Origin of the sequence: Nocardioides sp. GXQ0305 (genome assembly GCF_050880345.1) — a bacterium.
GTDB lineage: Bacteria > Actinomycetota > Actinomycetes > Propionibacteriales > Nocardioidaceae > Nocardioides.
Genome location: NZ_JBNYXG010000002.1, coordinates 141,694 through 166,537 on the forward strand (window position 1 = coordinate 141,694; position 24,844 = coordinate 166,537).

Here is a 24,844-nt window from a genome sequence, read left to right on the forward strand (position 1 = left end):
GGTGGACCCTCACCCTGCCGCCGGTCAGGAGCCGCCGCAACCACCCGGACGGTGACCGGACGGGGATCGGGTCGGGCCAGATCGCCCTCCTGTGCGCGTGACCCCTACGGCGGTCCCTCGACGTCGACGGGTGGAGGGTGCCAGCTGACCATGGGTGGCAGCCGGACGCGACGTCCCGGCGCATCGAGCAGCAGGTCCACGAGCCCTTGCGCTGTCCGGGACGTCGGCCGGTCCGGGTGCTGGACCAGGGAGATCTCGCGGGTCACGACGGGGTCGACCAGCGGACGCCACTCCAGGCCGGCGAACTCCATCATGGGGAGCACCAGCCCGGGGGCCACGGTCACTCCGAGGCCGCCGGCCGTGAGTCCGGCCACCGCCCCGATGTTGCGCGCCTCGGTCAGGACACCCAGCTCGATCCGCTGCTTCCGCAGCACCTGGTCGGTGTGCTCCCGGATGCTGGAGGTCTCGTCGAAGGCCACGAAGGGCCGGCCCGACAGCTCCGACCAGCGGACCGTGGGGTCCCGGGCAAGCGCGTGCCCCGCCGGGACCACGCACGCGAACTCGTCGACGGCGATCGGCCGGGAGAGCAGGTCGGGGGGAAGGTACGTCGCCACGGTGAGAGCCATGTCGACCGCACCCGAGCGCACCTGCTCCAGCACCTCGCCCGAGAGGCCGTCCCGCACGGCGACGGACACCGCCGGTCGCTCGTCCCGGAAGCCGGCAAGCAGGGCCGGCAGGAGGGTGGCGGCGACGGACGGCAGCGCCGCGACCGAGACATGCCCACGGGTGCCGGCGAGGTAGCCGTCGAAGTGGGCCAGCATGGTGTCCATCTCGGCCAGCACCCGACGGGCGGCAGCGACCAGCTCGATCCCGTCCCGCGTCGGTTCCACGCGGCGGGTGGTGCGCTCGAACAGCGGCACCCCCAACCGCCGCTCGGCCTCGAGCACGGTTCGCGACAACGAGGACTGGGCGACGCCGAGGGTTCGAGCGGCCGAGGAGTAGCCGCCGTGGTCGGCGACCGCGACGATCGCGCGCAGGTGGCGAACCCCGATGTCGATGCTCACGGCGAATGAATCTATCGGATATTGATGTTGGACCTGCGTAGGTGAGCGCCGTCACACTGGCCAACGCCCACGCCGTACGGCCCCCACCTCCTCGGAAGGCACACCATGCTGTCGCTCATCGGCTACCTGACGGTGGCCGTGATCCTGACCCTGCTCCTCACCAACCGGGTGGCCGCGGTGGTCGCCCTGGCCGGCGTGCCGGTCCTCGGCGCCCTCGTCGCGGGGTTCAGCCCCACCGAGATCGGGGAGTTCGTGACCGCGGGGCTCGGTGGGGTGGTCGGCACCGCGACCATGTTCGTCTTCGCCATCGTGTTCTTCGGGTTGATGCGCGATGCCGGCATGTTCGACCCGATCATCTCCGGCATCGTCCGCTTCGCCGGGAATGCTCCGGTCACGATCTGCGTCGGTACCACGCTCCTCGCGATGGCCGCACACCTGGACGGCGCCGGTGCCACCACCTTCCTGATCACGATCCCGGCGATGCTGCCGATCTTCGACCGTCTGGGGATGAGCAGGCTGGTCCTCACGACCTGTGTCGGTCTCGGCGCCGGCGTGATGAACCTGTTGCCGTGGGGTGGGCCCACCGCGCGGGCGGCCGCCACCACCGGTGTGGACGTCAACGAGCTCTGGGTTCCCCTGATCCCGGCCCAGGTCGTGGGCATGCTGGCAGCGCTGGTGATCGCCTGGTGGCTCGGCCGGCGCGAGAGCCGACGGTTGTCCGCCCCGGGCGCCGACGCCGCCCCCGCCGATCGCACCGCCACCGGAGGAGGCGCCGGGCCGGACTCGCGGCCCTCCCGCGGCGCGACGTCCGACGCCGTGGTCGGCGAGCTCCCCGACCCCTCCAGCGCCACACGCGGCGGGACGATGGTGGACGTCCAGCAGACCGAGGACGAGCTCCGCCGCCCACGCCTCTTCTGGTTCAACGTCCTGCTGACCGTGGCGGTGATCGCACTGCTGGTGTCCGCCGTGGCGCTTCCGGAGGTCGTGTTCCTGGTCGGTGTGGTCGTGGCTCTCGTCGTCAACTACCCGGGACTGCACCAGCAGACCCAGCGGATCGAGGCGCACTCCAAGGGCGCGATGCTCATGGCCACGACGCTGCTCGCGGCCGGCGTCTTCCTGGGCATCCTCGACGGCAGCGGGATGATCGAGGCGATGGCGAGGTCGGGCGCCTCGGTGATCCCCGAGCAGGCCGCGCCCGGCCTCCCGCTGATCGCGGGCGTCCTCGGCGTCCCGCTCAGCCTGGTGTTCGGACCGGATGCGTACTACTTCGGCGTGCTGCCGGTGCTGATGGGCATCGGGGAGCAGTTCGGCGTCAGTGGAGCGGACATCGCACGGGCGTCCCTGGTCGGTGAGGAGACGGTGGGCTTCCCGATCAGCCCGCTCACCGGCTCCTTCTTCCTCCTGGTGGGCCTGGCCGGCGTCGACATCGGGCGCCACATCCGGCACCTGATCGGGTGGGCCTGGCTGGTGAGCATCATCATGCTGGTGGCCGCGGTCATCACCGGCGCGGTGCCGCTGTGGGCGTGAACCGGTCGGCACTGCGCCTCGGCGCCGGCGCGGGCTTCGCCGGGGACCGGATCGACCCCGCGGTCGCGCTGGCGCGGGACGCCGCCCTCGACCACCTGGTCTTCGAGTGCCTGGGGGAACGGACCGTCGCCGCGGGTCATGCCCGCCGGCTCGCGGATCCGCAGTCGGGACACGACCCGCTGCTCGCCACGCGGCTGCGCGCGGTGCTGCCCCACACGCTCCCGGGCGACACCACGGTGCTCACCAACTCAGGAGCCGCCAACCCTCGCGCCGCCGGCGAGGTCGCGGTCCGCACCGCGAAGGACCTCGGCCTCGACTGCCGAGTGGCGGTCGTGACCGGGGACGAGGTGCTGGACCTGGTGCGCGACCTGGATCCCGTCGTGTGGGAGACCGGACGGCCCCTCTCCGAGGAGGCCTCGGAGATCATCTCCGCCAACGCCTACCTCGGGCACGAGCCCGTCGTGCAGGCCCTCGAGGAGGATGCAGACCTCGTGATCACCGGCCGGTTGGCCGACCCCTCGCTCTACCTCGGGCCGCTGGTGCACGCGTTCGGCTGGGAGCAGGACGACTGGGAGCGCCTCGGCGCGGGCACGGTCGTGGGACACCTCCTGGAGTGTGCCGGCCAGCTCACCGGGGGCTACTTCGCCGACCCGGTCACCAAGCCCGTGGCCGACCTGGCCCGACTCGGGTTCCCCTTCGCCGAGGTCGCGCCCACCGGCGACGCCCGACTGGCGAAGCTCCCCGGCACCGGAGGTCGTCTGGACCGACGCACCTGCGCCGAGCAGCTGTTGTACGAGGTCGCCGACCCCACGGCGTACGTCACCCCGGACGTGGTGGCCGACTTCTCCGAGGTCCGGTTCACAGAGCTGTCCGGGAACGAGGTGGCCGTCTCGGGTGGCCGCGGCCGCACGCGTCCTGAGCAGCTCAAGGTGACGGTCGGCTTCCGCGGGGGGTGGCTCGGGGAGGGCCAGATCAGCTACGCCGGGCCACGTGCCCTGGACCGCGCCCGACTGGCGGGGGACGTCGTGGTCCAGCGGCTGGTCGAGGTGCACGGGGTTGCCGAGTCAGACCTGAACGTCGAGCTCGTGGGGGCGGGTGCCGCGTTCCGCGGCCGGCGGCCTCCCGGCGACCCGGCCGAGGTCCGGCTCAGGGTGTCTGCCCAGGTCGCGGACCCTGAGCGGGCCCAGGCCATCGGATGGGAGGTCGAGTCGCTCTACACCAACGGCCCCGCCGGAGGTGGGGGCGCCAGGCGGCACCAGCAGCCGCTCGTGACGATCCGGTCCTGCGTCGTGCCTCGCCGGCTGGTGACGCCCGTGGTCGAGGTGCTGCGATGAGCACGCCCGTGGACGAGCTGGCCGACGTACGCGCCGGGGACAAGGGCGACACCCTGATCCTGGCGGTGCTGCCGCGCAGCGACGCGGCGCACGCGCGCCTGGTCGCGCAGCTCACCGCCGAGCGGGTCGCGGACCACTTCGGCGGCTCCGAGGGCGCACGCCGGGTCGTGGTCGAGGGGCTCCCCGGCCTGGTCTTCTCGCTGCCGGGCGTGCTCGGCGGAGGAGTCACCGGGTCCACCCTGCTGGACAGCCACGGGAAGACCCTCGGCTACCACCTGCTCGAGCTGGAGCTGGACGACTGAGTGGTCAGTTCTGCGCGGCGGCCTTGTCGGCGCCGCGGCGCCACCGGATGCCGGCCTCGAGGAAGTCGTCGAGCTCGCCGTCGAAGACCGCCTGCGGGTTGCCCGACTCGTGGCCGGTCCGCAGGTCCTTCACGATCTGGTAGGGGTTGAGCACGTAGTTGCGCATCTGGTCGCCCCACGACGCGGCGACGTCACCCTTGAGCTCCTTGAGCTGCGCCTCCTCCTCGGCCTTCTTCGCCGCGAGGAGCTTGGCCTTGAGCACGATCATCGCCGCCGCCTTGTTCTGCAGCTGCGACTTCTCGTTCTGGCAGGACACGACGATGCCGGTCGGCAGGTGGGTCAGTCGCACCGCCGAGTCGGTGGTGTTGACCGACTGCCCGCCGGGGCCCGAGGAGCGGTAGACGTCGACCTTGATCTCGTTCTCGTCGACCTCGATCTCGTCGGTCTGCTCGAGGACGGGCACCACCTCGACGGCGGCGAAGCTGGTCTGCCGGCGGCCCTGGTTGTCGAAGGGGCTGATCCGCACCAGCCGGTGGGTGCCGGCCTCGACGCTGAGCGTGCCGTAGGCGTACGGCGCGTGGATGGCGAAGGTGGCGGACTTCAGGCCCGCCTCCTCGGCGTAGGAGGTGTCGAACACCTCGACGCCGTACTTGTGCTGCTCGGCCCAGCGCGTGTACATCCGCATCAGCATCTCGGCGAAGTCGGCCGCGTCGACCCCGCCCGCGCCGGAGCGGATGGTGACCAGCGCCTCACGCGCGTCGAACTCGCCGGAGAGGAGCGTGCGGATCTCGAGGCTCTCGACCGACTTCTGGACCTTGCCCAGCTCGCGCTCGGCGTCCGCCAGCATCTCGGCGTCGTCCTCGCCGCGGCCGAGCTCGACCATCACCTCGAGGTCGTCGATGCGGTTGGCGAGGTCGGTGAAGCGCTCCAGCTCGCCCTGGAGCAGCGAGAGCCGACCGGTGACCCGGGTCGCGTTGTCCTGGTCGTCCCAGAGGTCGGGCGCGGCGACCTGCTCGCCGAGGTCGGCGATCTCGGCGCGCATGCCGTCGAGGTCGAGCACCTGGCCGATGGTCCTCATCGTCGCCTGGAGCTGCTTGATCTCGCTGTCGTAGTCGGGTCCTGCCACGAGGAGCAAGGCTACCGCCGGGCCGTGCGGCCGCTCCCATCGACGGCGGCAACCGGCTCGGCGGCCTCGCCCGTCTGCACCGCCCACAGGGCGGCGTACGCCCCGCCGTCGGCGACCAGCTCGTCGTGGGTGCCGGCCTCGACGACCCGTCCGGCGTCCAGCACCCAGATCCGGTGGGCGTGGCGGACGGTGGAGAGCCGGTGGGCCACCACGATCGTCGTGCACCGCTCGCTCGTCCGCCGCAGCGAGGTCTGGATGGCCGCCTCGGTCTCGTTGTCGACGGCGCTGGTCGCCTCGTCGAGCACCAGGATCGCGGGGTCGCGCAGCAGCGCCCGGGCCAGCGCGATCCGCTGCCGCTGACCGCCGGAGAGGGTGACGCCGCGCTCGCCGACGTGGGCGTCGTACCCGCCGGGGAGGGCCTCGATGAAGTCGTCGGCGGCCGCGGCGACGGCCGCGTCGCACACGTCGGCGCGGGTGGCGTCGGGGCGCCCGTAGGCGATGTTGTCGGCGATCGTGCCCTCGAACAGGAAGACGTCCTGGGCGACGTACCCCATCGACCCGCGCAGCGAGTCCCAGACGAGGTCGCGCACGTCCTCGCCGTCGAGCAGCACCGAGCCCGACCGGGGGTCGTCGAAGCGCAGCACCAGTCGCAGCAGGCTGGACTTGCCGGCTCCCGTGGGCCCGACGATGGCGTGCGTCTCCCCTGCCGGTACGACGACGTCGAGGCCGTGCAGCACGTCGGGACCGCCGGCGTACCCGGCCCGCACCTCGCGCAGCTCGACCCGTCCCGCGACCGGGCGGGCCAGGCTCCGGTGGCCCTGCGGGACCGTGACCGGCTCGCCCAGCAGGCCGAGGATCCGGGCCGTCGACGCGCGGCCGCGCTGGTAGAGGTCGAGCACCTCCGCGACGTCGGTCAGTGGCCAGAGCAGCCGCTGGGTCATGAACACCAGCACGGAGTAGAGGCCGACCTCGAGGGTGCCGTCGAGCGTGGCCCAGCCGCCGAGCAGCAGGGTGCAGGTGAAGCCGGCGAGGATCGCCATCCGCACCAGGGGCACGAATGCCGCCGACGACCGGATCGCGGAGACGTTGGCGTCGCGGTAGGCGGCCGACACCGAGCCGACCCGGTCGCGCTCGCGGTCCTCGGCGGTGAACGCCTTGATGGTCGAGATGCCCGAGAGGTTGGCCGACAGCACTCCCGACAGGTCGGCGACGGCGGAGCGCACCCGGTCGTAGAGCGGCTCCAGCCGGCGCTGGAAGACCAGCGACCCCGCGACGATGAGCGGGATCGGGAGGAAGGCGAGGACCAGCAGCTCCCAGGAGGCGTACGCGAAGACCGCGCCCACGAGGACGACGTTGAGCGCGGTCTGCAGGATCGCGGGCGCCCCGATGTCGAGGAACCGCTCGAGCTGGTTGACGTCGTCGTTGAGGGTGGCCAGCGTCGAGCCCTGCGGCCGCGACTCGTGCCAGCCCAGGTCGAGGTGCTGGGCGTGGTCGTAGGCCTCGACGCGCAGCTCGTGCTCGATCCCCTGCGCGAGGCCGCGCCACAGCACGTTCGCGACGTACTCGCTGAGGGACTCGACGAGCCAGACCACGACGTTGATCGCGGCCAGCCAGCCGAGCTGTGCGTAGCGCGACTCGACCCCGAGCACGCCGGCGACCCACGCGTCGTCGCCGCGCACCACGACGTCGACGGCCGCGCCGATCAGCAGCTCCGGCACAACGTCGGCGACCTTGTTGACCGTGGACGCGGCGACCGCGGCGACGAAGCGTCCGCGGAACCGCTGCTGGCGTCGCCAGAGGGCTCGCAACGGGTGCTCGACGACGGTGCTCTCGCTCATGGGACCCCTCCTGCCGGTCGTCGTACCGGCAGGAGGAACCTTAGGTGAGGGTCACCTAACCCCGGCGGCCCGGGCCGTGCTCAGTGGCGGCCGAACACCTGGGCGGCGTACATCGTGCCGTCGTTGTCGCGAGCAGCGGCCATGCCGAGCAGTCGGAAGCGACCGTTGAGGATGTTGCGCCGGTGTCCCTGCGACCGCATCCAGGCCTGCACGACCCGGCGTCCGGTCGGGTAGCCGTAGGCGACGTTCTCGCCGGCCGTGGAGAGGTTGCAGCGCCGCATGACCTTGCCGAGGTCCTGGTGGTACATCCGTTCCTGCCGGGCCATCCGCCGCGCCTGACGCTCGGCGAAGCGCTGGACGCAGGCGCCCTTCCGGAACCTGGCGAGGTCGTGCCCGTCACGCTTGTTGTTGGTGACGACGCGCGCCTGGTCCTCGTACCGGTCTGGGCTCTGGGCCTGGGCGGGGGCTGCCATCAGGGTCAGGGGGAGGGTGAGGGTGATCAGGACCGCCGCAACGGCGGCCCGTGGCCTTGGGGTGCTCACGGGGGGCTCCTTCGTGGGGGGCGTTCAGGAGTTGCCGTGAGGGTAACGCGTCCAGGCGCCCGGCCGCGAGGGGTTCCTGGCTACTCGCAGCCTGGTCTAGGCCCGAGCGTGACCGCCTGCGCGCTCAGAGCCAGCGCCGCACCTGCCGGCGGTAGAGGTCGTACTCCTCGCCGAGCCGTTCGTGCAGGTAGCGCTCCTCGGGCAGGACGGCGCCCCAGTGCAGCAGCCACCACGCGACCGGCAGCAGCACCAGCGCCCCGACGGACCCGACGAGCAGCGCGACACCCGCGTAGAGCGCGAGCAGCCCGACGTACAGCGGGTTGCGGCTGACCCGGAACGGGCCGCGGACCATCAGGGTCGTGGTCGTCTGCCCGGGCAGCAGGCCGGTGCGCCGGTGACGGAAGAGCAGCAGGCACCACCCGTTCCAGACGACGAACGCCACGACGAGCCCGGCCCCGAGCACCGTCCAGACGGGTCCACCCCGACCGAGGTCGAACCACAGCCGGTCGGCGACGTACCCGACCAGCCACGGCACCGAGATCGCCACCGGCGGCCAGACCCGGAAGGCAGGGGCCGCGTCGGCGGTCGTGCTCCCGTCGCCCGGCATCGTGCGTCAGGCCGCGGCCGGCTCCTCGCAGGGGGACTCGTCGGCGTCGTGGTCCGCGCTCCGCGAGGGCAGCGTCAGCACCAGCACGACGACCACCAGCGAGATCAGCGCCGCCGCACCGAACGCCCACTGCACGCCACCGACGAAGGCGGCCGACGGGGTCGCCCCGCCCTCGAGCAGCGAGGTCGTGCGCGAGGAGAGCACGGTCACCGAGACGGCCGTGCCGATCGCCGCGGAGACCTGCTGGGTGGTGCCGAGCAGCGAGGAGCCGTGGGAGTAGAGCTGCGGGGGCAGCGCACCGAGGCTCAGCGTGAACACCGGCGTGAACAGCGCCGCCAGGCTGACCATCATCAGCACGTGCGTACCCAGCACCACGCCGTACGACGTGGTCTCCGAGACCTGGCTCAGCACACCGAGCGCCACCACGACGCCGATGCTGCCGGGCACGACGAGCGGTCGGGCGCCGAACCGGTCGAAGGCGTGGCCGACGCGCGGGCCGAGCAGCCCCATCGCCAGCCCGCCGGGGGCGACCAGCAGCCCGGTCTGCAGCGGGCTGAGCCCGCGCAGCTCCTGCAGGTAGAGCGGCAGCAGGATCATCGCGCCCATCATCGCCAGGAACGACACCGACTGGATGGTGACGCCGACGGCGTACGTGCGGTGGCTCAGCACGCGCAGGTCGAGCAGCGGGGTGTCGCGCTTCTGCAGCGAGCGCTGCCGCAGCAGGAACGCGACGACCACGGCGAGCCCGGCGACGACCAGCGCCCACGCCGGGACGGCGGTCTCGACCTCGGCGCCGATCCGGCTGAGGCCGTAGACCAGGGTCCCGAAGCCGAGGGCGGCCAGCAGCACGCTGGGGACGTCGAGCGCGCTCTCGCGGGTCTCGCCGACGTCGGTGAGCCGGCGCATCGAGACCCAGGTGATCAGGCCGGCGACCGGCAGCACCAGGCCGAACAGCCAGCGCCACGACGCCACCTCGAGCACGACGCCGGAGACGGCGGGGCCGAGGGCGGGCGCGACCGAGATCGCCAGCATCACGTTGCCCATGACCCGGCCGCGGTCGTGCTCGGGGACGATCGTCATCAGCGTCGTCATCAGCAGCGGCAGCATCACCGCGGTACCGGCGGCCTGCACGACACGACCCGCGACCAGCAGCCAGAACACCGGCGCCAGGGCGGACAGCAGGGTCCCGGCGAGGAACACGGTCATCGCGGTCAGGAACGCCTGCCGGGTGGTGACCCGCTGCAGGAACCAGCCCGTCACCGGGATCACGACGGCCATGGTGAGCATGAAGGCGGTGGACAGCCACTGCGCGCTGCGGGCGGAGACCTCGAGCTCGACCATCAGCCGCGGGATCGCGTTGACCATGATCGTCTCGTTGAGGATGACCACGAACGTCGCGAGCACCAGCCAGCGCAGGACGGCGTACGGCGACTCGACCCGGGCCTCGGTCGGCTCGTGGTTCGTCGTCTCGTTCTCGGGCACGCTGAAGTCCTCGGTGTCGTGGGTGGCGAAGGTGGTCATGCCGGTGTCGACCGGCGACGGGGGAGGAACTCATCGCACCACGGGGCGATTCCCGGCCGCGACCGATTTTCCTCGGATCGGTCCCCACGCGGCTCCGGTCCGCGAGAAGATGGCACGTCGGGTGTGGTCGTGTCGCGTGTGAAAGGGTCTGTCCGTGCGTGGGGTTGGTGGCGGTCTGGTGGCCGCTCTGTCGGTGGTGGTCTCGGTGACCGGTGCCGCGCCGGCGCTCGCGACCGTCGACCCGGGCGCACCCACACCCCCGCAGGACATCGTGCAGGGCCTGGTGATCCGCAAGGCCCCGGAGCCGAAACGGGACCCGCTCGCCGACGCCGTCGAGGCGCAGGCCAAGGCGGACCGGAAGCGCCGCCCGGCGCCGCCCACCGAGATGGACGTCCGGATGGTGCAGGCCAACATCAAGCGCACCCTCGGCCCCGACGCCTTCGCGGCCGACCTGCGGGAGGCCACCGCCGGGGCGCCCGACTTCGTCACCCTCAACGAGGCGGTGCGACCGCCGGAGGCGCTGGCCCTGCCCAGCTACGCGCACTACCGCAGCACCGACAACCGCTGGACCACCGAGACGACCGTGATGTGGCGCACCGACCGGTGGGACGCGCTGTCGACCGGCACCCGCTACCTCCACCAGCGCGGCGGCACCTGGGGCACCCGGGCGGTCAACTGGGTGACGCTGGAGTCGCTCGAGACCGGCAAGGTCGTCTCGGTGGTCTCCACCCACGCCTCCCCCGTCGGCAAGGGCACGCCCGACCTGCTGCCGGTCTACGCGGGCGCGCTCTCCGCCCTGGTGCGCGAGCTGTCGGCCCAGGGGCCGGTCTTCGCCGGTGGCGACCTCAACGCCCACTACGGGTCCGGCCGGTTCCCTCGCGCGGGCCTGTCGGCCGGTGGGTTGGCCACGACGTACGACGTCCACGGCATCCCGCCCGGCGGCACCGGCGACCACGGCGGCTCGACCATCGACTACCTGCTGTACCAGCCTTCCGCCGGCGTCACCTCGACGAGCCAGTGGAAGATGGAGCTGCTCTCCGACCACGACGCCGTGGCCGGTGACTTCCACCTCGAGTGGTGACGCCGGCCCGGTCCGCTAGCAGCTGACCCGGACCTCGGCGTCGCAGGCGTCCCGCCCGGGACCACCCCAGGCTCGGTCGAGACCCGCACCCCCTCCCGCGAAGTCCCGGCCGGTCCCGCCGCGGAGCCGGTCGTCCTCGGGCCCGCCGAACAACACGTCGCGGTCGGCCTCGCCGAGCAGGGAGTCGGCCCCGCGTCCTCCCCTGAGCGTGTCCCGCAGTCCGTCCCCCAACAGCCGGTCCTGACCGCGTCCGCCGAGGAGCCGGTCCAGGTTGTTGCCGCCCGTGAGCCGGTCGTCGCCCGCTCCGCCACGCATGACCGGGACCAGGTGTGGGTCTCCGTCGCGCGGGCCCTGACGGTAGATCCGGTCATCGCCCGGTCCGCCGCTGAGGGTCAGCTCGCGCACCACGTCCGTACGCCGGAAACCCAGCAGCCGGTCGTGCCCCGGGCCTCCCACGATGTGGCCGTTGGTGCAGATCCGGTCGCCCCCGTCGAGGCCGAAGACCCGCACGAAGCGGCCCGTCACCACCATCACGTCCGGGCCGGGGGTGCCGACGACGTCGGACTCCGCGTGTCGTACCTCGATCGTGGCGGGCTCCCCGAAGCAGGTGGCCGGGCCCGCGTGCGCGGCCGGCGCCCCCGCAGCGAGCAGCGGCGCCGTCAGGACCCCGGCGAGCCAGAGCGGACGCGTCCTCCGTGGTCGCATCAGGTCACCAGGAGGTGGGCTTCTCCGGGGTGCGCACCCACACGTCGAAGAACGCGCCCAGGTCCTGGCCGGAGACCTCTTCCATGAGCGCCTCGAAGTCGGCGGTGCTCGCCGTCCCGTCGTCGTAGCGCGCCACCCACTCGCGGGCGCCCTCGAGGAAGGCGTCGTCGCCGATCTTCTGCCGCAACGCGAACAGGGTGGCCGCGCCGCGGCTGTAGATCGCGCCGGAGAACAGCCCGAATGGCCCGGGGTCGGCCACGACGACGTCCCAGAACGAGCTGGTCGCCGGGATCCCCATCACCTGGTCGAACGCCTGTTGGGCGGTGTCGCCGCCCTGGTCCTCCGACCAGATCCACTGCGCGTAGGTCGCCCAGCCCTCGTTGAGCCAGATGTCGGCCCATCGGTACGGACTGACCGCGTTGCCGAACCACTGGTGGGCCAGCTCGTGCATCACCGTCGACTCGTCGGCCACCTCGGAGTAGACCGGCCGGGTCTGGCACTCCAGTGCGTAGCCGACGCTGTCGTCGTCGACGATGGAGCCGGCCGAGTTGAACGGGTAGGGCCCGAACTGCTCGAGGAAGCCGATCATCTCCGGCTCGAGCGCGAGGCTGGCCTCGGTCTCGGCCAGGTCGGCCGGCGTCAGGGCGTCGTCGACCGCGTCGATGATCGGCAGCCCGCTCGCCGTCTCCGACTCCCGCAGGTCGTAGTCGCCGACCGACGCGGTGCTCAGGTAGCTCGCCATCTGGTCGGGCGCGTCCCACCACCAGGTCGTCCAGCCGCGGCGGGTCCGGGGCTCGCGCGCGGGCAGGCCGTTGGCGACGGCGACCTTGCCCTTCGGCACCGTGACCTTGAAGTCGTACGTCGCCTTGTCGGTCGGGTGGTCGCTGACCGGGTACCAGGTCATCGCGCCGTCGGGCTCGTTGACCACCATCGCGCCGTCGCGGGTGGTGACCCACCCGTAGGGCACGCCCTCGATGTCGGTGGGCACGGTGGTGGCGCCGCCGTAGCGGACCACCACGGTGACCGTGCGTCCGGCCCTGATCCCGGCGCGGGGCTGCACGGTCAGCTCCCACTCGCGCTCGGCGTCGTCCTGGACGTGCCAGAAGACCCGGCCCTTCACCGAGGTGCCGGCCGGCGGCGCCGTCACCTCGTGCGCCTTCATCCCGTCGATCCTCACGCTGTCCACCTCGAGCCCACGCAGGTCGAGGTTGAAGCGGGACAGGTCCTGGGTCGCGCGCAGCTTGATCCTGGCCTTGCCGTCGAGCTGTCCGGTCAGCGGCGCTGGGGCCGCCTCCGGCGGGGTGTAGGTGAGGTCGAGGTCGTAGTGCAGGACGTCGTACCCGCCGTTGCCCGAGAACGGGAAGTAGGGGTCGCCGGCGCCGCTGGCCCCCGGCTCGAAGTCGCCACCGGACCCGGCGGCCGCGGCTGGTGCGACCAGCAGGGCGAGCCCGACTCCCCCCGTGACCAGTGTCCGACGCAGCCTCGACCCAGTCTCCATGACGCTCTCCCCTTCGCCAGACCGCGAGAGTAACCCCGATGGCCCGTGACCCGGCACCCCCTTTCGGCTCTCCGTGTGGGATCCGTGTCGCCCGGTGACCCGGATCCCCCGCGGTCGGCTCAGTCGAGCCGGACGGTCGCCGAGGCGGTGGCGCTGACGGGTGCGGTCTCGGGTGCGCCGGGGAAGGTGAGCGGCAGGTCGAGCGGGGCGCTGACCCGGACGACGACGCTGTCGCCGTCGTCGGCCAGGGTCACGGTCCAGCGCAGACCCGGGTAGGCGGCGCTGGCGCCGGTGGCCTCGAGGTGGTCGGCCACGGCTGCCCGCGCGACCTGCTGGCGCAGCCGGAGCCGGCGGTCGCCGGTGAGGCCGTCGCCGTACAGGTCGGCCTCGTTGCGCGACCCGGCGTCGGCGCCCGCGAGGGCAGCACCGTCGGCCACGGTGGCCAGGCCCTGGCGCTGGAGGAACGCCGCGGTCGCGTCGACCACGACGGCGACCGCCGTCATCAGCACCACCGCGAGTCCCACGATCAGGAGCGACATCTGGCCGGTCTGGTCGCGCCTCCCCATCAGAGGTCCCGGAACTGGCCGACGGGCACGGTGTGGGTCGCGTCGAGGGCGACACTCGGGGCGTCTCCGCCGAGGATGCCCGGCAGCAGCGGCAGGTCGACGCGGGTCCAGACGCGCACCGTGATCACCTCGCCCGCCGTGTGGCAGTCGGCGCTGCCGCAGCTCACCGCGAACCGGAAGTCACGCCCCGCTCCGCCCTGGTCGTCGAACGCCTGGCGGATCGCGGCGCGCGCGTCGGCCTCGCCTGCGGCGTCGGTGTCGGCGAGGGCGAACGCGCGAGCCGCCGATCGGGCGGCGCTGGTGCTCGCGAACGCCCCACGCTGCACCTCGAACACCGACAGGAGGACCCAGACCAGTGGCACCAGCAGGATGATGCCGAGCAACACGAGCTCGACCAGGGCGGTGCCGTCCTCTCCCCGCCGACTCACGGCGTCTCCTCGACGGCGTGGCCCTGCACCGAGATCGAGACGCCCGGCCCGGCCAGTCCCAGGGCGGGCACGGTCGCCCGCACCGTCACGCGGACGCTCGGTCGGCCGTCGATCGCGACGGTCGTGGCGTCGACGTCGTCGGCGAACCGCCCGGACAGCGCGCCGTCGATCTGGGCGCGGGTGCGGGCCTCGCCGTCGGCGAGGTCGCGGTCGAGCGCGGCGGCGTGCCGGGCTCCCTCGGCGGCCGCCGAGGCGAGGGTGTTGCGGACCATCAGCACCAGCCCGACCTGCAGGACGCCGAGGAAGAGCGGCACCAGGATCGTCAGGACGAGCACGAAGTCGACGACCGCAGCGCCACGCGCCGGTCGGCACCGTCGACGCGCCATCGTGGCGTCAGTTGACGCTGCGCAGCGCCGCACGCAGCAACCGGGTCAGCTCGTCCCCGGCCACCGCGCTGATGATCGCGACCAGCCCGACGGTCATCACCGTGATCAGGACCCAGCCGGGGACGTCCCCCCGGTCGTCACGCCGGTGCGGTGGGTGCAGGAGGACGTGGAGCCGGGCGGCCCAGGCGGTCAGGTGGTGCATGGCGAACCTCGATCTCTCGGTGTCAGGGGACGGTCAGGGAGAGCCCGACGACGCCGGGCCAGAACGCGAAGAAGACGGTCACGGGGAGCACCAGGAAGACCACGGGCACGAGCATGAGCACTTCCTTGCGGGCGGCGACCTCGATCAGCTCGCGGCGGCCGGCTTCGCGGACGTCGGCCGCTTGCGCGTGGAGGACGTCGGCGAGCGGGGTGCCGCGCTCGACCGCCACGGCGATCCCCTGGGCGAACCGGGCCACGATGGGCTGGGTCGTCGACGCGGCCCAGCGGTCGAACGCGTCGCCCACCGGCTGACCGGTGCGGACGTCGGCCAGGACGACGGCGAGGTCGCGGGACAGCTCTCCTCCGCTGCGGCGGACGACCCGGTCGAGGGCGGCCACCGGGCCCTCCCCCGCGGCCACCGCCAGCGCGAGCAGCTCCGCAACGGTCGGGAACTCGCGGACGATCTGCCGCTCGCGGTCGCGGACCTGGCCGGTCAGGTGGTGGTCGCGCCAGATCACCCCCACCGCGAAGCCGACCAGGCAGAGCAGGACCCTGGTGACCACGCCTCCGTCGCCGGTCAGCGTGCCGACCAGCGCCCAGCCGGCGGCGAGGCCGAAGCCGGTCAGCCCCCACACTACCTGCTGCACCCGGAAGTCGGCGACGGTCAGGGCCAGGCCGGCGCGGTCGAGCCGCCGGCGAACGGATGCGGCACCGCCGAGCACCCGCTCGACCCCTCCGGCGAGCGAGCGCAGCAGCGGACCGAAGACGGCGACGGCCGCGGGCAACGGCGAGTACGCCGACGCCGTGGGCGTCCGGGGACGCTCGAAGGCCGGCAGGTCCTGCAGGTAGGGCAGCACCCGGATCGCGAGCTGCGGACGACGGATCGCCGCGACCCGGGCGACGACCAGGAGCAGGCCGGCCGCGGCCAGCAGCCCGAGCAGCGCGCCCCACCAGGCGGCGGTCATGTGAGGATCCGCCGTTCGGTCGGCAGCCGCCCGATCCGCATCATCAGGACGTAGGCGACCAGGCACGAGGCGGCGCCGGTCGTCAGCACGACGATGCCGCCGAGCGAGTCGTAGCGGCGTACGGCCTCGGTCTGGAAGCTCATGAACAGCAGCACCACCCACGGGGCGGCGACGGCGAGCCGGGCGCCGTTGACCGCCCACGCCTGGCGCGCCTCCATCTCCGACCGGGTCCGGGCCTCGTCGCGCAGGTAGCCGGACAGGTTGCGCAGCAGCCGGCCGAGCTCGCCACCTCCGACCTCGCGGGCCACCCGCAGGCCTTCGACGACGCGGTCGCCGACCGGGTCGGCGAGCCGCTCCTTGAGCCTGTCGAGACTCTCGTGGAAGCGGCCACTCATCTGGTAGTCGGCCGCGAACGCCCGGAACGCCGGGCGCAGCGGCTCGGGACCCCGGCTGCCGAGGTTGCCGAGCGCCTCCGGCAGCGACAGGCCCGCCCGCACGGCGGAAGCCAGGTTGTCGACCGCCTCCGGCCACGGGTCGGCCAGCTCGCGCGACCGTCTCCGGGCCCGTCCGGACACGACCGCGACCGGCAGCCCGGCCGCCACGAGCGCGAAGCAGACCGCGACCGGTGTGGTCCGGGACACCAGCTGCACCAGCAGCCCGGCGGCCCCGCCGAGCACGGCACAGAGGACCACGAAGCCGACCGTGCTGACGCCACCCAACCCGGCGAGGACCAGCCGGCGCCGGAGCCGGCCCGGTGCGCGCGGCGTACGGGTCCCGCGCGGCAGGAAGAACGCCGACCACACCAGCATCAGCCCGATGCCGACCCCGAGCCCGACCAGCGCCCCCATCAGCGGGCCCCCTCGAGCACCTGGTGGACGTCGATGCCGAGCCGGGCGAACCGGTCCAGCCGCGGCGGCATCCCGTGGGCGCGACGGAGCTCCTCGCCGGACTGCTCGAACACCGCCTCGGTCTCGATCACGTCGGCCTCGACCCGGCCGGGGACGGCCACGATCTCGCGCACCCGGCGTACGCCCTGCTCGTCGATGCCGAGGTGGACCACCAGGTCGACCGACGACGCGACCGTCGGGACCACGAAGCGGGCCGAGATGTTCTCGCCGGCCAGCAAAGGCAGCGTGCACATCTTGACCAGCGCCTCGCGCGCGGAGTTGGCGTGGATGGTGCACATGCCGGGCAGCCCCGACTTACCATTCGGCACATGAGCACTTCCACGACGGCAGGCCGCGCGATCGGATATGTCCGACTGAGCGATTGGCGCGGCAAGGAAGATCCCTCTACCTCTCCCGCGCGTCAGCGCGACGTGATCCGTTCCTTCTGTCAGGCGAAGGGGTGGGACCTCGTCGAGATCGTCGAGGACCTGGACGTCTCCGGCTCCGATCGGGGGCTCCGGCTGGATCGTCCTGGTCTGGCGGCTGTCCGAGATCTGTACCCGCGCGCTGACCACCTTGTCATTCCGGCGATCGACCGGCTAGCGCGGAATACGAGCGACTTCCTGGCGGTCGCTGAGGAGGCTCAGGAGCACGGCGTCGCTCTGGTGTCGGTGAAGGAGTCGCTGGATATGTCGACGCCGAACGGTCGCTTCGTCGCGACGATCCTGGCGGCGTTCGCTCAGATGGAGGCGGAGACGATCCGGGCTCGTGTCCTGGACGGGATCGAGCGCGTGAAGATGCTCGGGCGGTACGCGGGCGGGAACAACCTCCCCTATGGCTACCGGAGCGAGGCGGGTCCGGACGGCGGGAAGATCCTGGTCCCAGACCCAGAGCAGGCCGCGATCGTCCGCGAGGCTGCGGAGCGCGTCCTGGCTGGGGAGACGACCTACGCGGTGACTCGCGATCTGAACGCGCGCGGCGTGCGATCGAAGACGGGGAAGGACTGGAGCATCCAGGCTGTCCGGCAGATGCTCACTGGTCCCGCGATCGTCGGGCGGATCACGCACCGGGGCGAGGTCGTCCGTGATGCTGACGGGCTCCCGCTCCAGGCGTTCGAGCCGGTCCTCTCTCTGGAGTCCTGGCGGTCGCTGCGGTCGCTCCTGGAGGTCGACAAGCCGACCGCTCAGCGGAGCCCGCGCAAGCGCGCGACGCGGCTCCTGAGCGGCATCGTGTCGTGCGGTCGCTGCGGCGGCGTGATGTACCCGGCCTCCTCGGGTGGCGGGAAGTCCTACCGGTGCTCGACGGCGTCGCGTGGCCGCGACTGTGTCGGCGTCTCGATCCGTTGCGAGCCGCTGGAGGCGATGGTCGAGGAGGAGTTCCTCCGGCGCTGGGGCCGTCTCCCGGTCACGGTTCGGCGCGAGACGGTTCCCCCGGAGCCCGCTGAACTCGTCGAGATCGAGCACGCGATCCAGGAGACGGCGTCGGCTATGGCGTCTGACGATGCTGACGTCGTCGCGCTCGCGGAGCGTCTGGCGGCGCTGAAGGTCCGGCGTGCGGATCTGCGGTCGGCTCCGGCTGAGCCGGTCGTCGAGGAGGTCGAGACGGGTCGGACGTTCCGCGAGGTCTGGGAGGACGAGGAGACCGACGTCGCTGTCCGGCGCGAGTTCCTGGAGCGTGTCCTGGTCTCGCTGGCCGTTGCTCCTGGCCGTGCCGGTCGGCGTCCGTTCGCGCCGGAGCGCGTCGCGGTCGAGTGGCTGACGGACTACCTGGAGGGCGCGGACCTGGACTGACGGGGTCTCTGTAACGGTGCGATAACGAAGAGAGCCCGCCGAATGTCCGATTCTCGCGGCTAGTCCTGCCGCTTTCTTTGGCTGACCTGGGCAGACGATCCTCTCGCGCGTTCGAGCCCGTGTCACACCGCTGGCGGATTACAGATCCGAAGGCGGGAGAGGACTGCGCTCACGCGAGCGGCAGAGGCTCTCAGGCCCACTTCCCTACCGAAGCGAATGAAGGAGACGACCCCATGACGACCCCTGACTACCCCCGAACCGACGCGCCGGACGCGTGCCTGTGGTGCGGCGATCCACTTCCCGCGCGTGTCCCAGGGAAGCGTGGCCGTCCGAAGGTGACGCACGACGGCGAGTGCGCGCGGCGACACAAGAACCGGCGCACGCTCGATAACCGGATCGCTCGCTGGCGGCGCGAGGTCGCGCGCGAGACGGATCGCGGGCTGGCGGCGGATCGCTCCCTGCCGGGGCTGCACGACGCCGTGACCGGCTCTTTCGGCGACGACGAGCCGGTCGGGCAGTCCCTCGCTGACAAGGGCTACACGCTCCAGGATTCAGACCCGACGCGCGGGCTCTCTGGGGATGGGCTCCTGGCGGCGCTGGAGGAGTGGGAGAAGGCTCGCGCGGCTCAGAACCGGATCGACGAGTGCGAGCGCGGTCTCCGCGAGGAGGAGCGGTCTCGTCCGGTCGAGGAGTGGCTCACTGACTCTGGGCGTCTCTGGGGTGAACTGAGCGAGGAGGAGCAGCGCGAGCGGCTCCGCTTCCGCGTCGAGCAGCGCCGGGCTCGTGCGGCGGAGTCCCCCGTCGACACCGACGAATAAACGACTCAGGTTCCTACGGGGAGGGGGACGGTGCCGATCCTGGTCCCCTCCGGCGCGTGCTGCGGTCCTGGTAGGGAGTCGCTCCGCGCATGACGGAGTCCCGGCGCTCCCTGGTTGGGGCTGGGTCGAAGCGCGGGGCTCCGTCTCGACTTTCGTAAGCCTGTGAGGGCGGTCAGTGGACCGTCCTCTTTCTCTTTCCCCTGAACCGCTAACTACTACTGAGAGGAACTCACGATGGACACGAGGACGTGCGGCTACTGCGGCGGCTCCCTCCAGGGGATGCGTCCGCAAGCCCGTTACTGCAAGGCGTCCTGCCGGGTCATGGCGACGAACCGGCGACGCGAGGAGCGGCAGATCCGGGAGGCGACCCTCGTCGCGTTCAGGCACTTCGTCCGCGACCACGGCACCGACGAGGAGCAAGCGGCCTACGAGGACCTTGCTGGTCGTTTCCCCGACTTCGAGAAGACGAACGCTCGCGCGCTGCGCGGCGACTGAACAGACCTCCCGGGCTGAGATCCGGGCAGGGCGTCGGGGTGACGCTGAGGAAGAGCCGGAGGACTGATCCCCTCCGGCTCTTCCTCTCCCGCGAGCGGCACCCGGCGACGTTTACACCCCGAACCCTGGAAGGCTTTCCATGCTGACTCTTGACTCTCTGGCCGCGCTGACTGGCGCGGACGAACACCCGACGCGACCCGATGCTCCGCTCCAGGGCGAGTGCCCGGTCTGCGGTCGTCGTCGCTATCTGGAGGCGCTCCCCTTCGAGGACGGGACCGCGCTGGTCCGATGCCTTGCGGGCTGCAAGCCGCGCGAGGTCCTGACGGCGCTCCGCGTCGACGAGCGGGACGTCCGGCTCACGGACGACGCGCTGGGCTTCGAGGTCTCGCACGATCGGACGCTCCGGGACGCGGCTGCGGACCCGTTGGGCGCGCTGGCGCTCTCGCGCGGCGACCTGGACCGGCTCCCGGAGCCGGAGCCGCTGATCGCGGAGACGATCGACCTCCGGACCGTGGCTCTCCTGGCGGGCGCTCCTGCGTCGCGGAAGTCGTTCGTTGCTCTGGACTGGTGCGCGAGCGTGGCGACGGGCTCCTCCTGGCAGGGCCGGACGGTCCGGCAGGGGCGAGTCCTCTACGTCGCTGGAGAGGGCGCGTACGGGCTCGGGCGGCGTCTCGCGGCGTGGGAGATCACGCGCGGGACGAAGATCCCGGACGAAGCGCTGACGGTCCTTCCGGAGCCGGTGCAACTCTCCAGGCCGGAGCACGTTGAGCGGCTGAAGGACTACGTCGAGCGCGGCGGCTTCTCCCTGGTCGTGATTGACACCCTGGCCCGCGCGAGCGTCGGAGTCGACGAGAACAGCGCGGAGGGCATGGGTCGCGTGATCGACGCGGTCGAGCGAGTGAAGCGCGCGACTGGCGACGGGACGGTCCTCCTGGTCCACCACACCGGGAAGGACGGGCGCTCCGTCCGTGGCTCGGGGGCGCTGGAGGGCGCTATGGACTCGGTCTATCGGACGTTCCTCATGGACGGCGTCACGCGTCTGGTCCGCACGAAGCGGAAGGACGGTCCTCCGGAGGACGAGCACGACCTCCACGCGGTCGAGGTCGAGGTCGACGACGAGGGATCGACGTCGATCGTTCTGGACGTCGTCGACGAGACGAAGGAGGAGCGGCGCGACCGGCTGCGCTCGAACATCGACCGCGCGTGGGTCGCGTGGGTCCACACGTTCGCGCGCGGCGTGGCGACGAAGGCTGACTTCTCGCGTGTGCTGCGGGAGGACTACGGCATCCCTCGCGGCTCGGTTCACTCCGCGATTCAGTCGCTCGTCGAGGTCGAGGTCCTGGTGAACCTCGCGAAGAAGCCGACCGACACGCCGCGCTTCGTCGCGGACTACGAGGAGGCGAAGCGCTGCGCGCTTCTCTCGCACGTCGAGCCCTTCGGGCTGGAGCCCGGAGAGTGGCCGAACGTCGGGGGCGCTGAGTGACTATCTCGGCGCTTCCGGGCGTGACTATCGGTGACTATCGGGGGCTCCGCACCCCCTCTGACCTGTGACTATGCAACGGACCCGGTGGTAGTCACTCGATAGTCACTGACCCGGCGACACAACCGAATAGCCCCACCTGAACAGCCCGCGAGCGACCTCCGCTCGGCGGGCTTCGTCATGCCCCGAAGGAGGCATCCCTACCCATGAAACCGAAGACGATCACGGCGTCCGTCGACGGCGGCGAGCCGGAGCCCTTCCGTCTCGTCGACTGGCACGCGCGACGCGACTGGTCGAAGTACCCGACTGGCGCTCTCTTCCTGTCGATCGACTACCGGCGAACGGTCGTCGTCCTGGTCGAGAAGCCACCGCGAGGCCGACCGGCCTACGTCCAGACCGTCGCTCCGCTCTCGGAGTCCGGCGACCCGGAGCCGGGACGGATCACACGCGAGGACGTGCTCTCGCTCTTCCGAGAGGGGGACGCGTGAGTCCTTCTCTCGACTACCTGGGCGCGGTCCTGGAGGCCCGCGTCGATCACTTCCTGACGACGGGAGCCCTGAGCCCGTCGACACGTACTCCAGCGGCGACCTTCGTCGCGGAGCCCCACGAGGAGAAGCACCCATGACCACGACCGGCAACATGTCCCGCCGCGAGCGGGATCACGAGGACTACCTCCGTCGCTCTCGATACCGGCACCGGAAGCGTCAGCGCGAGACGCTCCGCGTCCCGGCCTCTGAGGTCCTGGGGATGGGGCCGGAGGCGACGGACCCCGCCGAGTACGCGGTGGCGTTTCGGACGGCTCTGCGGCTGGCGATCGCGGAGGCCGCGCGGACGGACTCGCCGGAGGTCGCGCGTTCGCGTGCGGCGCTCCTGACGGTTCGCTCTGCGGCGGGCCTGTCTCTGGAGGACGCGGAGCGGGTTCGGTCTCGTGTCTTCCGCGAGGAGTGCGAGGAGCGCGGCGTCGAGCCAGTGAGCGGCGGCGTCGTGCCTGGCATGTACGGCGCAGAGCCGGGACGTCACGAGGACGTCCTCCGGGTCCCGCGCGGTCGCGCTCTGGACGGCGAGCGTCCGCGTCGCGGCGGCAAGCGCTGAGCACTCACACCTACGAGCACCAAACACACGAAGGAGAACGACTCATGGCAAGCAACGGCATCCGACACAAGATCTCGACTCTCGGCTGGAGCGTGAAGGTCGAGCCGATGCCTCCGGCGCACGTCCTGGAGGCCGCGAGCGACGAGACCCGCGAGGCAGTCGAGGCCCTCCGCGTGGCCAACGCGGCGAGCCGGGAGGCTGAGCGCGCAACGATCGCGGCGCGGAAGGAGCGTCGCCTGGAGGAGGTCCCGTCGAAGATCCCGGCTCTGGAGGACAAGGTCCACGCGGCGGAGCAGGAGGAGAGGGCTCGACTGAAGGAGGCGCAGGGCGCGGCGCGCGGGCTGGCGCGTCTCCTGGACGCTGAGGCCGACGACCTCGCTAGCAAGGCCGCGCGGCTGAAGGTCGAGCAGCACGTCCGCGCGTGTGACGCGTACGCCGATCTCGTCGAGGTCGTCGGGCATGGCCGCTCCTGGTCGCTCGATCGTCCGTCGCACGCGCTCGCGAGGTTCGCGGACCCGCGTACTCAGGCGAAGCCGAACGTCGGTGAGTTCGGGCGCTTCCTGGACGAGACGAACGTCGAGGACGTCCTGGAGCGCGCGGGCATGACGGCGGAGGAGGCCGGACTCGTGAGGGTCTACCGGCGCTCCTCCCCTGCCGTCCGTTTCCTGACGACCCCGGCGCGTGCTCGGGTCCTGGGCTCGGACTACCTGCGCGCTGACGAGGAGGGCGACAAGTGATCGACCGCGAGCGACTGGAGCAGATCGTCCGCGACGAACTCGCACGGTGCGAGGACGAGGAGGCGGCGCGAGCCGCACGGCAGCGGACAGACGACGAGGCGGAGGCCGATCGGCTTCTCCGTCATGCACGCGAGCGGCGCGGCACTCCGCTCCCCCGCGACGGGGAGGGCTGAGCGTGGCGACTGGCTGGGAGCACGTCGAGCGGGACGCGCACGGCGAGCGACGGCGAGGACACGACGAGCGGCTCCGGGACCCGGTCCTGGGGCCGCTCGTGTCTGGGAACTTCGTCCGCGCGTCGGGCGACCCGGACGAGGAGGAGCGGCTCCGGCGTGAACGGGTGGAGGCCCGCGCTCGTCGGCGGCGAGGAAGGAGGCGCGCGTGAGGCTTTGCGGCTGGCGCACGAACGGCAAGCGGGAGTGCCCCGACCCCGGCGAGATCCTCTTCGAGGAGGGTCCGCGCTGGCTCTGCATGGGCCACGCTGCGGCGGTCGAGCGGCTGCGGGAGTACCGGCGTCGCGAGGGCGAACGCTGGCTCGGGCAGACGGAGACCGTCCAGGAACGGGCGGGCCGGCTGAAAAGGGGGCGGAGCTGATGGGCGTGAACTACCTCCACTCCTCGGGGGGCTCGCGTCGTCGAGGTCCCTCGGGGGGAGTGTCTTCGGGTGCTCCCTCCGGGGGCTCGTCGTCGTGGCGCTCGGCTCCCCTCCCGGCTGACTGGCGACGGCGGCGGCTGGCTGTCCTGCGGCGTGACGACTACGCGTGTCAATGGCGCACGGCTGGCGTCGGCGGGATCTGCGGGGCGAACGGGAGCGATCCGGAGTTCGGTCGGCTGGAGGTCGATCACCTGGGCGCGGCTGACGATCACTCGCTGGATCAACTCCAGACGTTGTGCGCGTTCCATCACGGCGAGAAGACCCGCGCTCAGGCTGCGGCTGGTCGTCGGCGTCAGTCGCGTCGTCGACCTCGCGAGAGGCACCCCGGACTCCTGGAGTGACGGACTCGGGGAGGGGTGGGGACCGTCTCCCCCCCTCCCCCGTCCGGCCTCCACCAAGAGGCATAGCCCGGCAGGCAGAGCACGTATCGCCTCTCGCGTACGCCATAGGCACGTACGGCGCTCACCGAAGACTGAAAGGAGGCCCACCGTGGCCGACGAAGAGAACAGATACGAGGGTCTCCCGGAGTCCTGGAGTGACTCCGCGCGTGAGACCTACGTCCAGGTCGAGGAGGACCTGGGCGACGACGCGGCGACGCTGGCCGCGCTCTATGAGGCGTGCGCTCTCCTGGCGCGGGCCGACGCGCTGGCGGAGGCGGTCGACGAGGAGGGCTTCATCGTCGACGGCTCGCGCTCTCGCGTAGTCAATCCTCTGATCCCGGAGGAGCGTCACGCGCGCACGGCGGCGATGGGGCTTCTGAAGAGCCTCGGGCGCGCTCCGGGTCAGTCGGGCGCGTCTGCGGCTGGCGCGGCTCTGGTGTCGAAGCGCTGGCAGGGTCGGACTCCTGGGCGGCGGTCCTCGTGAGGCGGCGTCAGGAGCCCGCTGCGGCGTCTCTCGGGACCGGTGGGCCGTTCCGGGAGGTCGAGGTCCCGGAGTCGGTCCTGGAGCGCGCTCGTCGCGCGGAGGCGGTCGAGCCGTTCGCGGGGGTCGATCTCCTGGAGGACTACCTGCGCGACGCGCATGGTCCGGAGCCCCACAATCGCGAGGACGGTCCGCTCTTCCGCGCGTACTACGACGCGACGGGAGGACGGGCTCTGTCGTTCCTGGAGGAGGGTCTCCTGGCGGAGCGCCCTCCGTTCTGAGCGGCGACCTGGAGTCTCCTGAAGGGATCGGCCCTCCGGGAGACCCTCCTCGGGCAGGATG

The 24,844-nt window shown here is 72.0% G+C and carries 30 protein-coding genes; 15 read left to right on the top strand and 15 right to left on the bottom strand.

Going from position 1 to position 24,844, the window contains the following annotated elements; genetic code table 11:
• Positions 1-104: 104 nt before the first annotated feature.
• Complete coding sequence (locus tag ACQ1X7_RS05515; protein ID WP_432477163.1) at positions 105-1,064, bottom strand: LysR family transcriptional regulator; 960 nt, start codon at positions 1,062-1,064, stop codon at positions 105-107.
• Between the two features lie 105 nt (positions 1,065-1,169).
• Here ACQ1X7_RS05515 and ACQ1X7_RS05520 point away from each other — a divergent pair, with 105 nt between their 5' ends.
• Genes ACQ1X7_RS05520 through ACQ1X7_RS05530 form a run of 3 tightly spaced genes read left to right on the top strand, consistent with a single transcriptional unit; the run spans position 1,170 to position 4,227 of the window.
• On the top strand, positions 1,170-2,591 hold the full coding sequence (locus tag ACQ1X7_RS05520) for a CitMHS family transporter (RefSeq protein ID WP_432477164.1): 1,422 nt from the start codon (positions 1,170-1,172) through the stop codon (positions 2,589-2,591).
• Positions 2,588-3,925 carry an acyclic terpene utilization AtuA family protein gene (locus ACQ1X7_RS05525; RefSeq protein WP_432477165.1) on the top strand — a complete coding sequence of 446 codons (1,338 nt, stop codon included), beginning with the start codon at positions 2,588-2,590 and terminating at the stop codon, positions 3,923-3,925. Before ACQ1X7_RS05520 ends, ACQ1X7_RS05525 begins: the two co-directional genes overlap by 4 nt.
• The gene (locus ACQ1X7_RS05530; protein WP_432477166.1) at positions 3,922-4,227 is read left to right on the top strand and encodes an AtuA-related protein; all 306 of its coding nucleotides are present in this window, start codon (positions 3,922-3,924) and stop codon (positions 4,225-4,227) included. Before ACQ1X7_RS05525 ends, ACQ1X7_RS05530 begins: the two co-directional genes overlap by 4 nt.
• Positions 4,228-4,231: 4 nt before the next feature.
• On the opposite strand, the gene prfB is transcribed toward ACQ1X7_RS05530, so the two are convergent.
• From prfB to ACQ1X7_RS05555, 5 genes are all read right to left on the bottom strand, one after another.
• Positions 4,232-5,353, bottom strand: coding sequence for a peptide chain release factor 2 (gene prfB / locus ACQ1X7_RS05535; protein WP_432477167.1), 1,122 nt, complete (start codon positions 5,351-5,353; stop codon positions 4,232-4,234).
• An 11-nt stretch (positions 5,354-5,364) separates the two neighbouring features.
• A complete protein-coding gene (locus tag ACQ1X7_RS05540; protein ID WP_432477168.1) occupies positions 5,365-7,191 on the bottom strand; it encodes an ABC transporter ATP-binding protein in 1,827 nt (608 codons plus the stop codon).
• An 80-nt stretch (positions 7,192-7,271) separates the two neighbouring features.
• Positions 7,272-7,733 (bottom strand): CAP domain-containing protein, encoded by a 462-nt coding sequence (locus ACQ1X7_RS05545; RefSeq protein ID WP_432477169.1) that lies wholly within the window; start codon positions 7,731-7,733, stop codon positions 7,272-7,274.
• 124 nt (positions 7,734-7,857) lie between these two features.
• On the bottom strand, positions 7,858-8,340 hold the full coding sequence (locus tag ACQ1X7_RS05550; RefSeq protein WP_432477170.1) for a methyltransferase family protein: 483 nt from the start codon (positions 8,338-8,340) through the stop codon (positions 7,858-7,860).
• A gap of 6 nt (positions 8,341-8,346) precedes the next feature.
• A complete protein-coding gene (locus tag ACQ1X7_RS05555; protein ID WP_432477171.1) occupies positions 8,347-9,861 on the bottom strand; it encodes an MDR family MFS transporter in 1,515 nt (504 codons plus the stop codon).
• Positions 9,862-10,015: 154 nt separating this feature from the next.
• On the opposite strand from ACQ1X7_RS05555, the gene ACQ1X7_RS05560 reads away from it, so the two are divergent.
• Positions 10,016-10,942 (top strand): endonuclease/exonuclease/phosphatase family protein, encoded by a 927-nt coding sequence (locus ACQ1X7_RS05560; protein WP_432477172.1) that lies wholly within the window; start codon positions 10,016-10,018, stop codon positions 10,940-10,942.
• Between the two features lie 15 nt (positions 10,943-10,957).
• On the opposite strand, the gene ACQ1X7_RS05565 is transcribed toward ACQ1X7_RS05560, so the two are convergent.
• The 9 genes from ACQ1X7_RS05565 to ACQ1X7_RS05605 all read right to left on the bottom strand — a co-directional run bounded on the left by ACQ1X7_RS05565 (position 10,958) and on the right by ACQ1X7_RS05605 (position 16,877).
• The gene (locus ACQ1X7_RS05565) at positions 10,958-11,647 is read right to left on the bottom strand and encodes a calcium-binding protein (RefSeq protein WP_432477173.1); all 690 of its coding nucleotides are present in this window, start codon (positions 11,645-11,647) and stop codon (positions 10,958-10,960) included.
• A 4-nt stretch (positions 11,648-11,651) separates the two neighbouring features.
• Positions 11,652-13,145: a M1 family metallopeptidase gene (locus ACQ1X7_RS05570; RefSeq protein WP_432477174.1), complete on the bottom strand. Its 1,494-nt coding sequence runs from the start codon at positions 13,143-13,145 to the stop codon at positions 11,652-11,654.
• 119 nt (positions 13,146-13,264) lie between these two features.
• Positions 13,265-13,711, bottom strand: a complete 447-nt coding sequence (locus tag ACQ1X7_RS05575; protein WP_432477175.1) for a pilus assembly protein TadG-related protein — start codon at positions 13,709-13,711, stop codon at positions 13,265-13,267.
• On the bottom strand, positions 13,711-14,139 hold the full coding sequence (locus ACQ1X7_RS05580) for a hypothetical protein (RefSeq protein WP_432477176.1): 429 nt from the start codon (positions 14,137-14,139) through the stop codon (positions 13,711-13,713). The genes ACQ1X7_RS05575 and ACQ1X7_RS05580 overlap by 1 nt, the downstream gene beginning before the upstream one ends.
• Positions 14,136-14,525 carry a TadE family protein gene (locus ACQ1X7_RS05585; RefSeq protein WP_432477177.1) on the bottom strand — a complete coding sequence of 130 codons (390 nt, stop codon included), beginning with the start codon at positions 14,523-14,525 and terminating at the stop codon, positions 14,136-14,138. Before ACQ1X7_RS05585 ends, ACQ1X7_RS05580 begins: the two co-directional genes overlap by 4 nt.
• 7 nt (positions 14,526-14,532) lie before the next feature.
• On the bottom strand, positions 14,533-14,727 hold the full coding sequence (locus ACQ1X7_RS05590) for a hypothetical protein (RefSeq protein ID WP_432477178.1): 195 nt from the start codon (positions 14,725-14,727) through the stop codon (positions 14,533-14,535).
• Positions 14,728-14,749: 22 nt separating this feature from the next.
• On the bottom strand, positions 14,750-15,691 hold the full coding sequence (locus ACQ1X7_RS05595; RefSeq protein WP_432477179.1) for a type II secretion system F family protein: 942 nt from the start codon (positions 15,689-15,691) through the stop codon (positions 14,750-14,752).
• A complete protein-coding gene (locus tag ACQ1X7_RS05600) occupies positions 15,688-16,539 on the bottom strand; it encodes a type II secretion system F family protein (RefSeq protein ID WP_432477180.1) in 852 nt (283 codons plus the stop codon). The genes ACQ1X7_RS05595 and ACQ1X7_RS05600 overlap by 4 nt, the downstream gene beginning before the upstream one ends.
• Entirely contained in the window at positions 16,539-16,877 is a 339-nt protein-coding gene (locus ACQ1X7_RS05605; protein WP_432477181.1) for a hypothetical protein, read from the bottom strand. Before ACQ1X7_RS05605 ends, ACQ1X7_RS05600 begins: the two co-directional genes overlap by 1 nt.
• Positions 16,878-16,907: 30 nt before the next feature.
• On the opposite strand from ACQ1X7_RS05605, the gene ACQ1X7_RS05610 reads away from it, so the two are divergent.
• The 11 genes from ACQ1X7_RS05610 to ACQ1X7_RS05660 all read left to right on the top strand — a co-directional run bounded on the left by ACQ1X7_RS05610 (position 16,908) and on the right by ACQ1X7_RS05660 (position 24,783).
• Positions 16,908-18,368: a recombinase family protein gene (locus tag ACQ1X7_RS05610; RefSeq protein ID WP_432477182.1), complete on the top strand. Its 1,461-nt coding sequence runs from the start codon at positions 16,908-16,910 to the stop codon at positions 18,366-18,368.
• 233 nt (positions 18,369-18,601) lie between these two features.
• Positions 18,602-19,186 (top strand): hypothetical protein, encoded by a 585-nt coding sequence (locus ACQ1X7_RS05615; RefSeq protein WP_432477183.1) that lies wholly within the window; start codon positions 18,602-18,604, stop codon positions 19,184-19,186.
• 234 nt (positions 19,187-19,420) lie between these two features.
• Positions 19,421-19,681 carry a hypothetical protein gene (locus ACQ1X7_RS05620; RefSeq protein ID WP_432477184.1) on the top strand — a complete coding sequence of 87 codons (261 nt, stop codon included), beginning with the start codon at positions 19,421-19,423 and terminating at the stop codon, positions 19,679-19,681.
• Between the two features lie 139 nt (positions 19,682-19,820).
• Positions 19,821-21,164 carry an AAA family ATPase gene (locus tag ACQ1X7_RS05625; protein WP_432477185.1) on the top strand — a complete coding sequence of 448 codons (1,344 nt, stop codon included), beginning with the start codon at positions 19,821-19,823 and terminating at the stop codon, positions 21,162-21,164.
• Between the two features lie 203 nt (positions 21,165-21,367).
• Positions 21,368-21,649 carry a hypothetical protein gene (locus ACQ1X7_RS05630; protein ID WP_432477186.1) on the top strand — a complete coding sequence of 94 codons (282 nt, stop codon included), beginning with the start codon at positions 21,368-21,370 and terminating at the stop codon, positions 21,647-21,649.
• A complete protein-coding gene (locus ACQ1X7_RS05635; RefSeq protein ID WP_432477187.1) occupies positions 21,646-21,786 on the top strand; it encodes a hypothetical protein in 141 nt (46 codons plus the stop codon). The genes ACQ1X7_RS05630 and ACQ1X7_RS05635 overlap by 4 nt, the downstream gene beginning before the upstream one ends.
• Positions 21,783-22,253 carry a hypothetical protein gene (locus tag ACQ1X7_RS05640; protein ID WP_432477188.1) on the top strand — a complete coding sequence of 157 codons (471 nt, stop codon included), beginning with the start codon at positions 21,783-21,785 and terminating at the stop codon, positions 22,251-22,253. The genes ACQ1X7_RS05635 and ACQ1X7_RS05640 overlap by 4 nt, the downstream gene beginning before the upstream one ends.
• A gap of 44 nt (positions 22,254-22,297) precedes the next feature.
• Positions 22,298-22,990 (top strand): hypothetical protein, encoded by a 693-nt coding sequence (locus tag ACQ1X7_RS05645; protein WP_432477189.1) that lies wholly within the window; start codon positions 22,298-22,300, stop codon positions 22,988-22,990.
• A 378-nt stretch (positions 22,991-23,368) separates the two neighbouring features.
• Positions 23,369-23,581 carry a hypothetical protein gene (locus ACQ1X7_RS05650; RefSeq protein WP_432477190.1) on the top strand — a complete coding sequence of 71 codons (213 nt, stop codon included), beginning with the start codon at positions 23,369-23,371 and terminating at the stop codon, positions 23,579-23,581.
• A 549-nt stretch (positions 23,582-24,130) separates the two neighbouring features.
• Positions 24,131-24,505, top strand: coding sequence for a hypothetical protein (locus ACQ1X7_RS05655; RefSeq protein ID WP_432477191.1), 375 nt, complete (start codon positions 24,131-24,133; stop codon positions 24,503-24,505).
• Positions 24,502-24,783 (top strand): hypothetical protein, encoded by a 282-nt coding sequence (locus ACQ1X7_RS05660; protein WP_432477192.1) that lies wholly within the window; start codon positions 24,502-24,504, stop codon positions 24,781-24,783. Before ACQ1X7_RS05655 ends, ACQ1X7_RS05660 begins: the two co-directional genes overlap by 4 nt.
• Positions 24,784-24,844 lie beyond the last annotated feature (61 nt).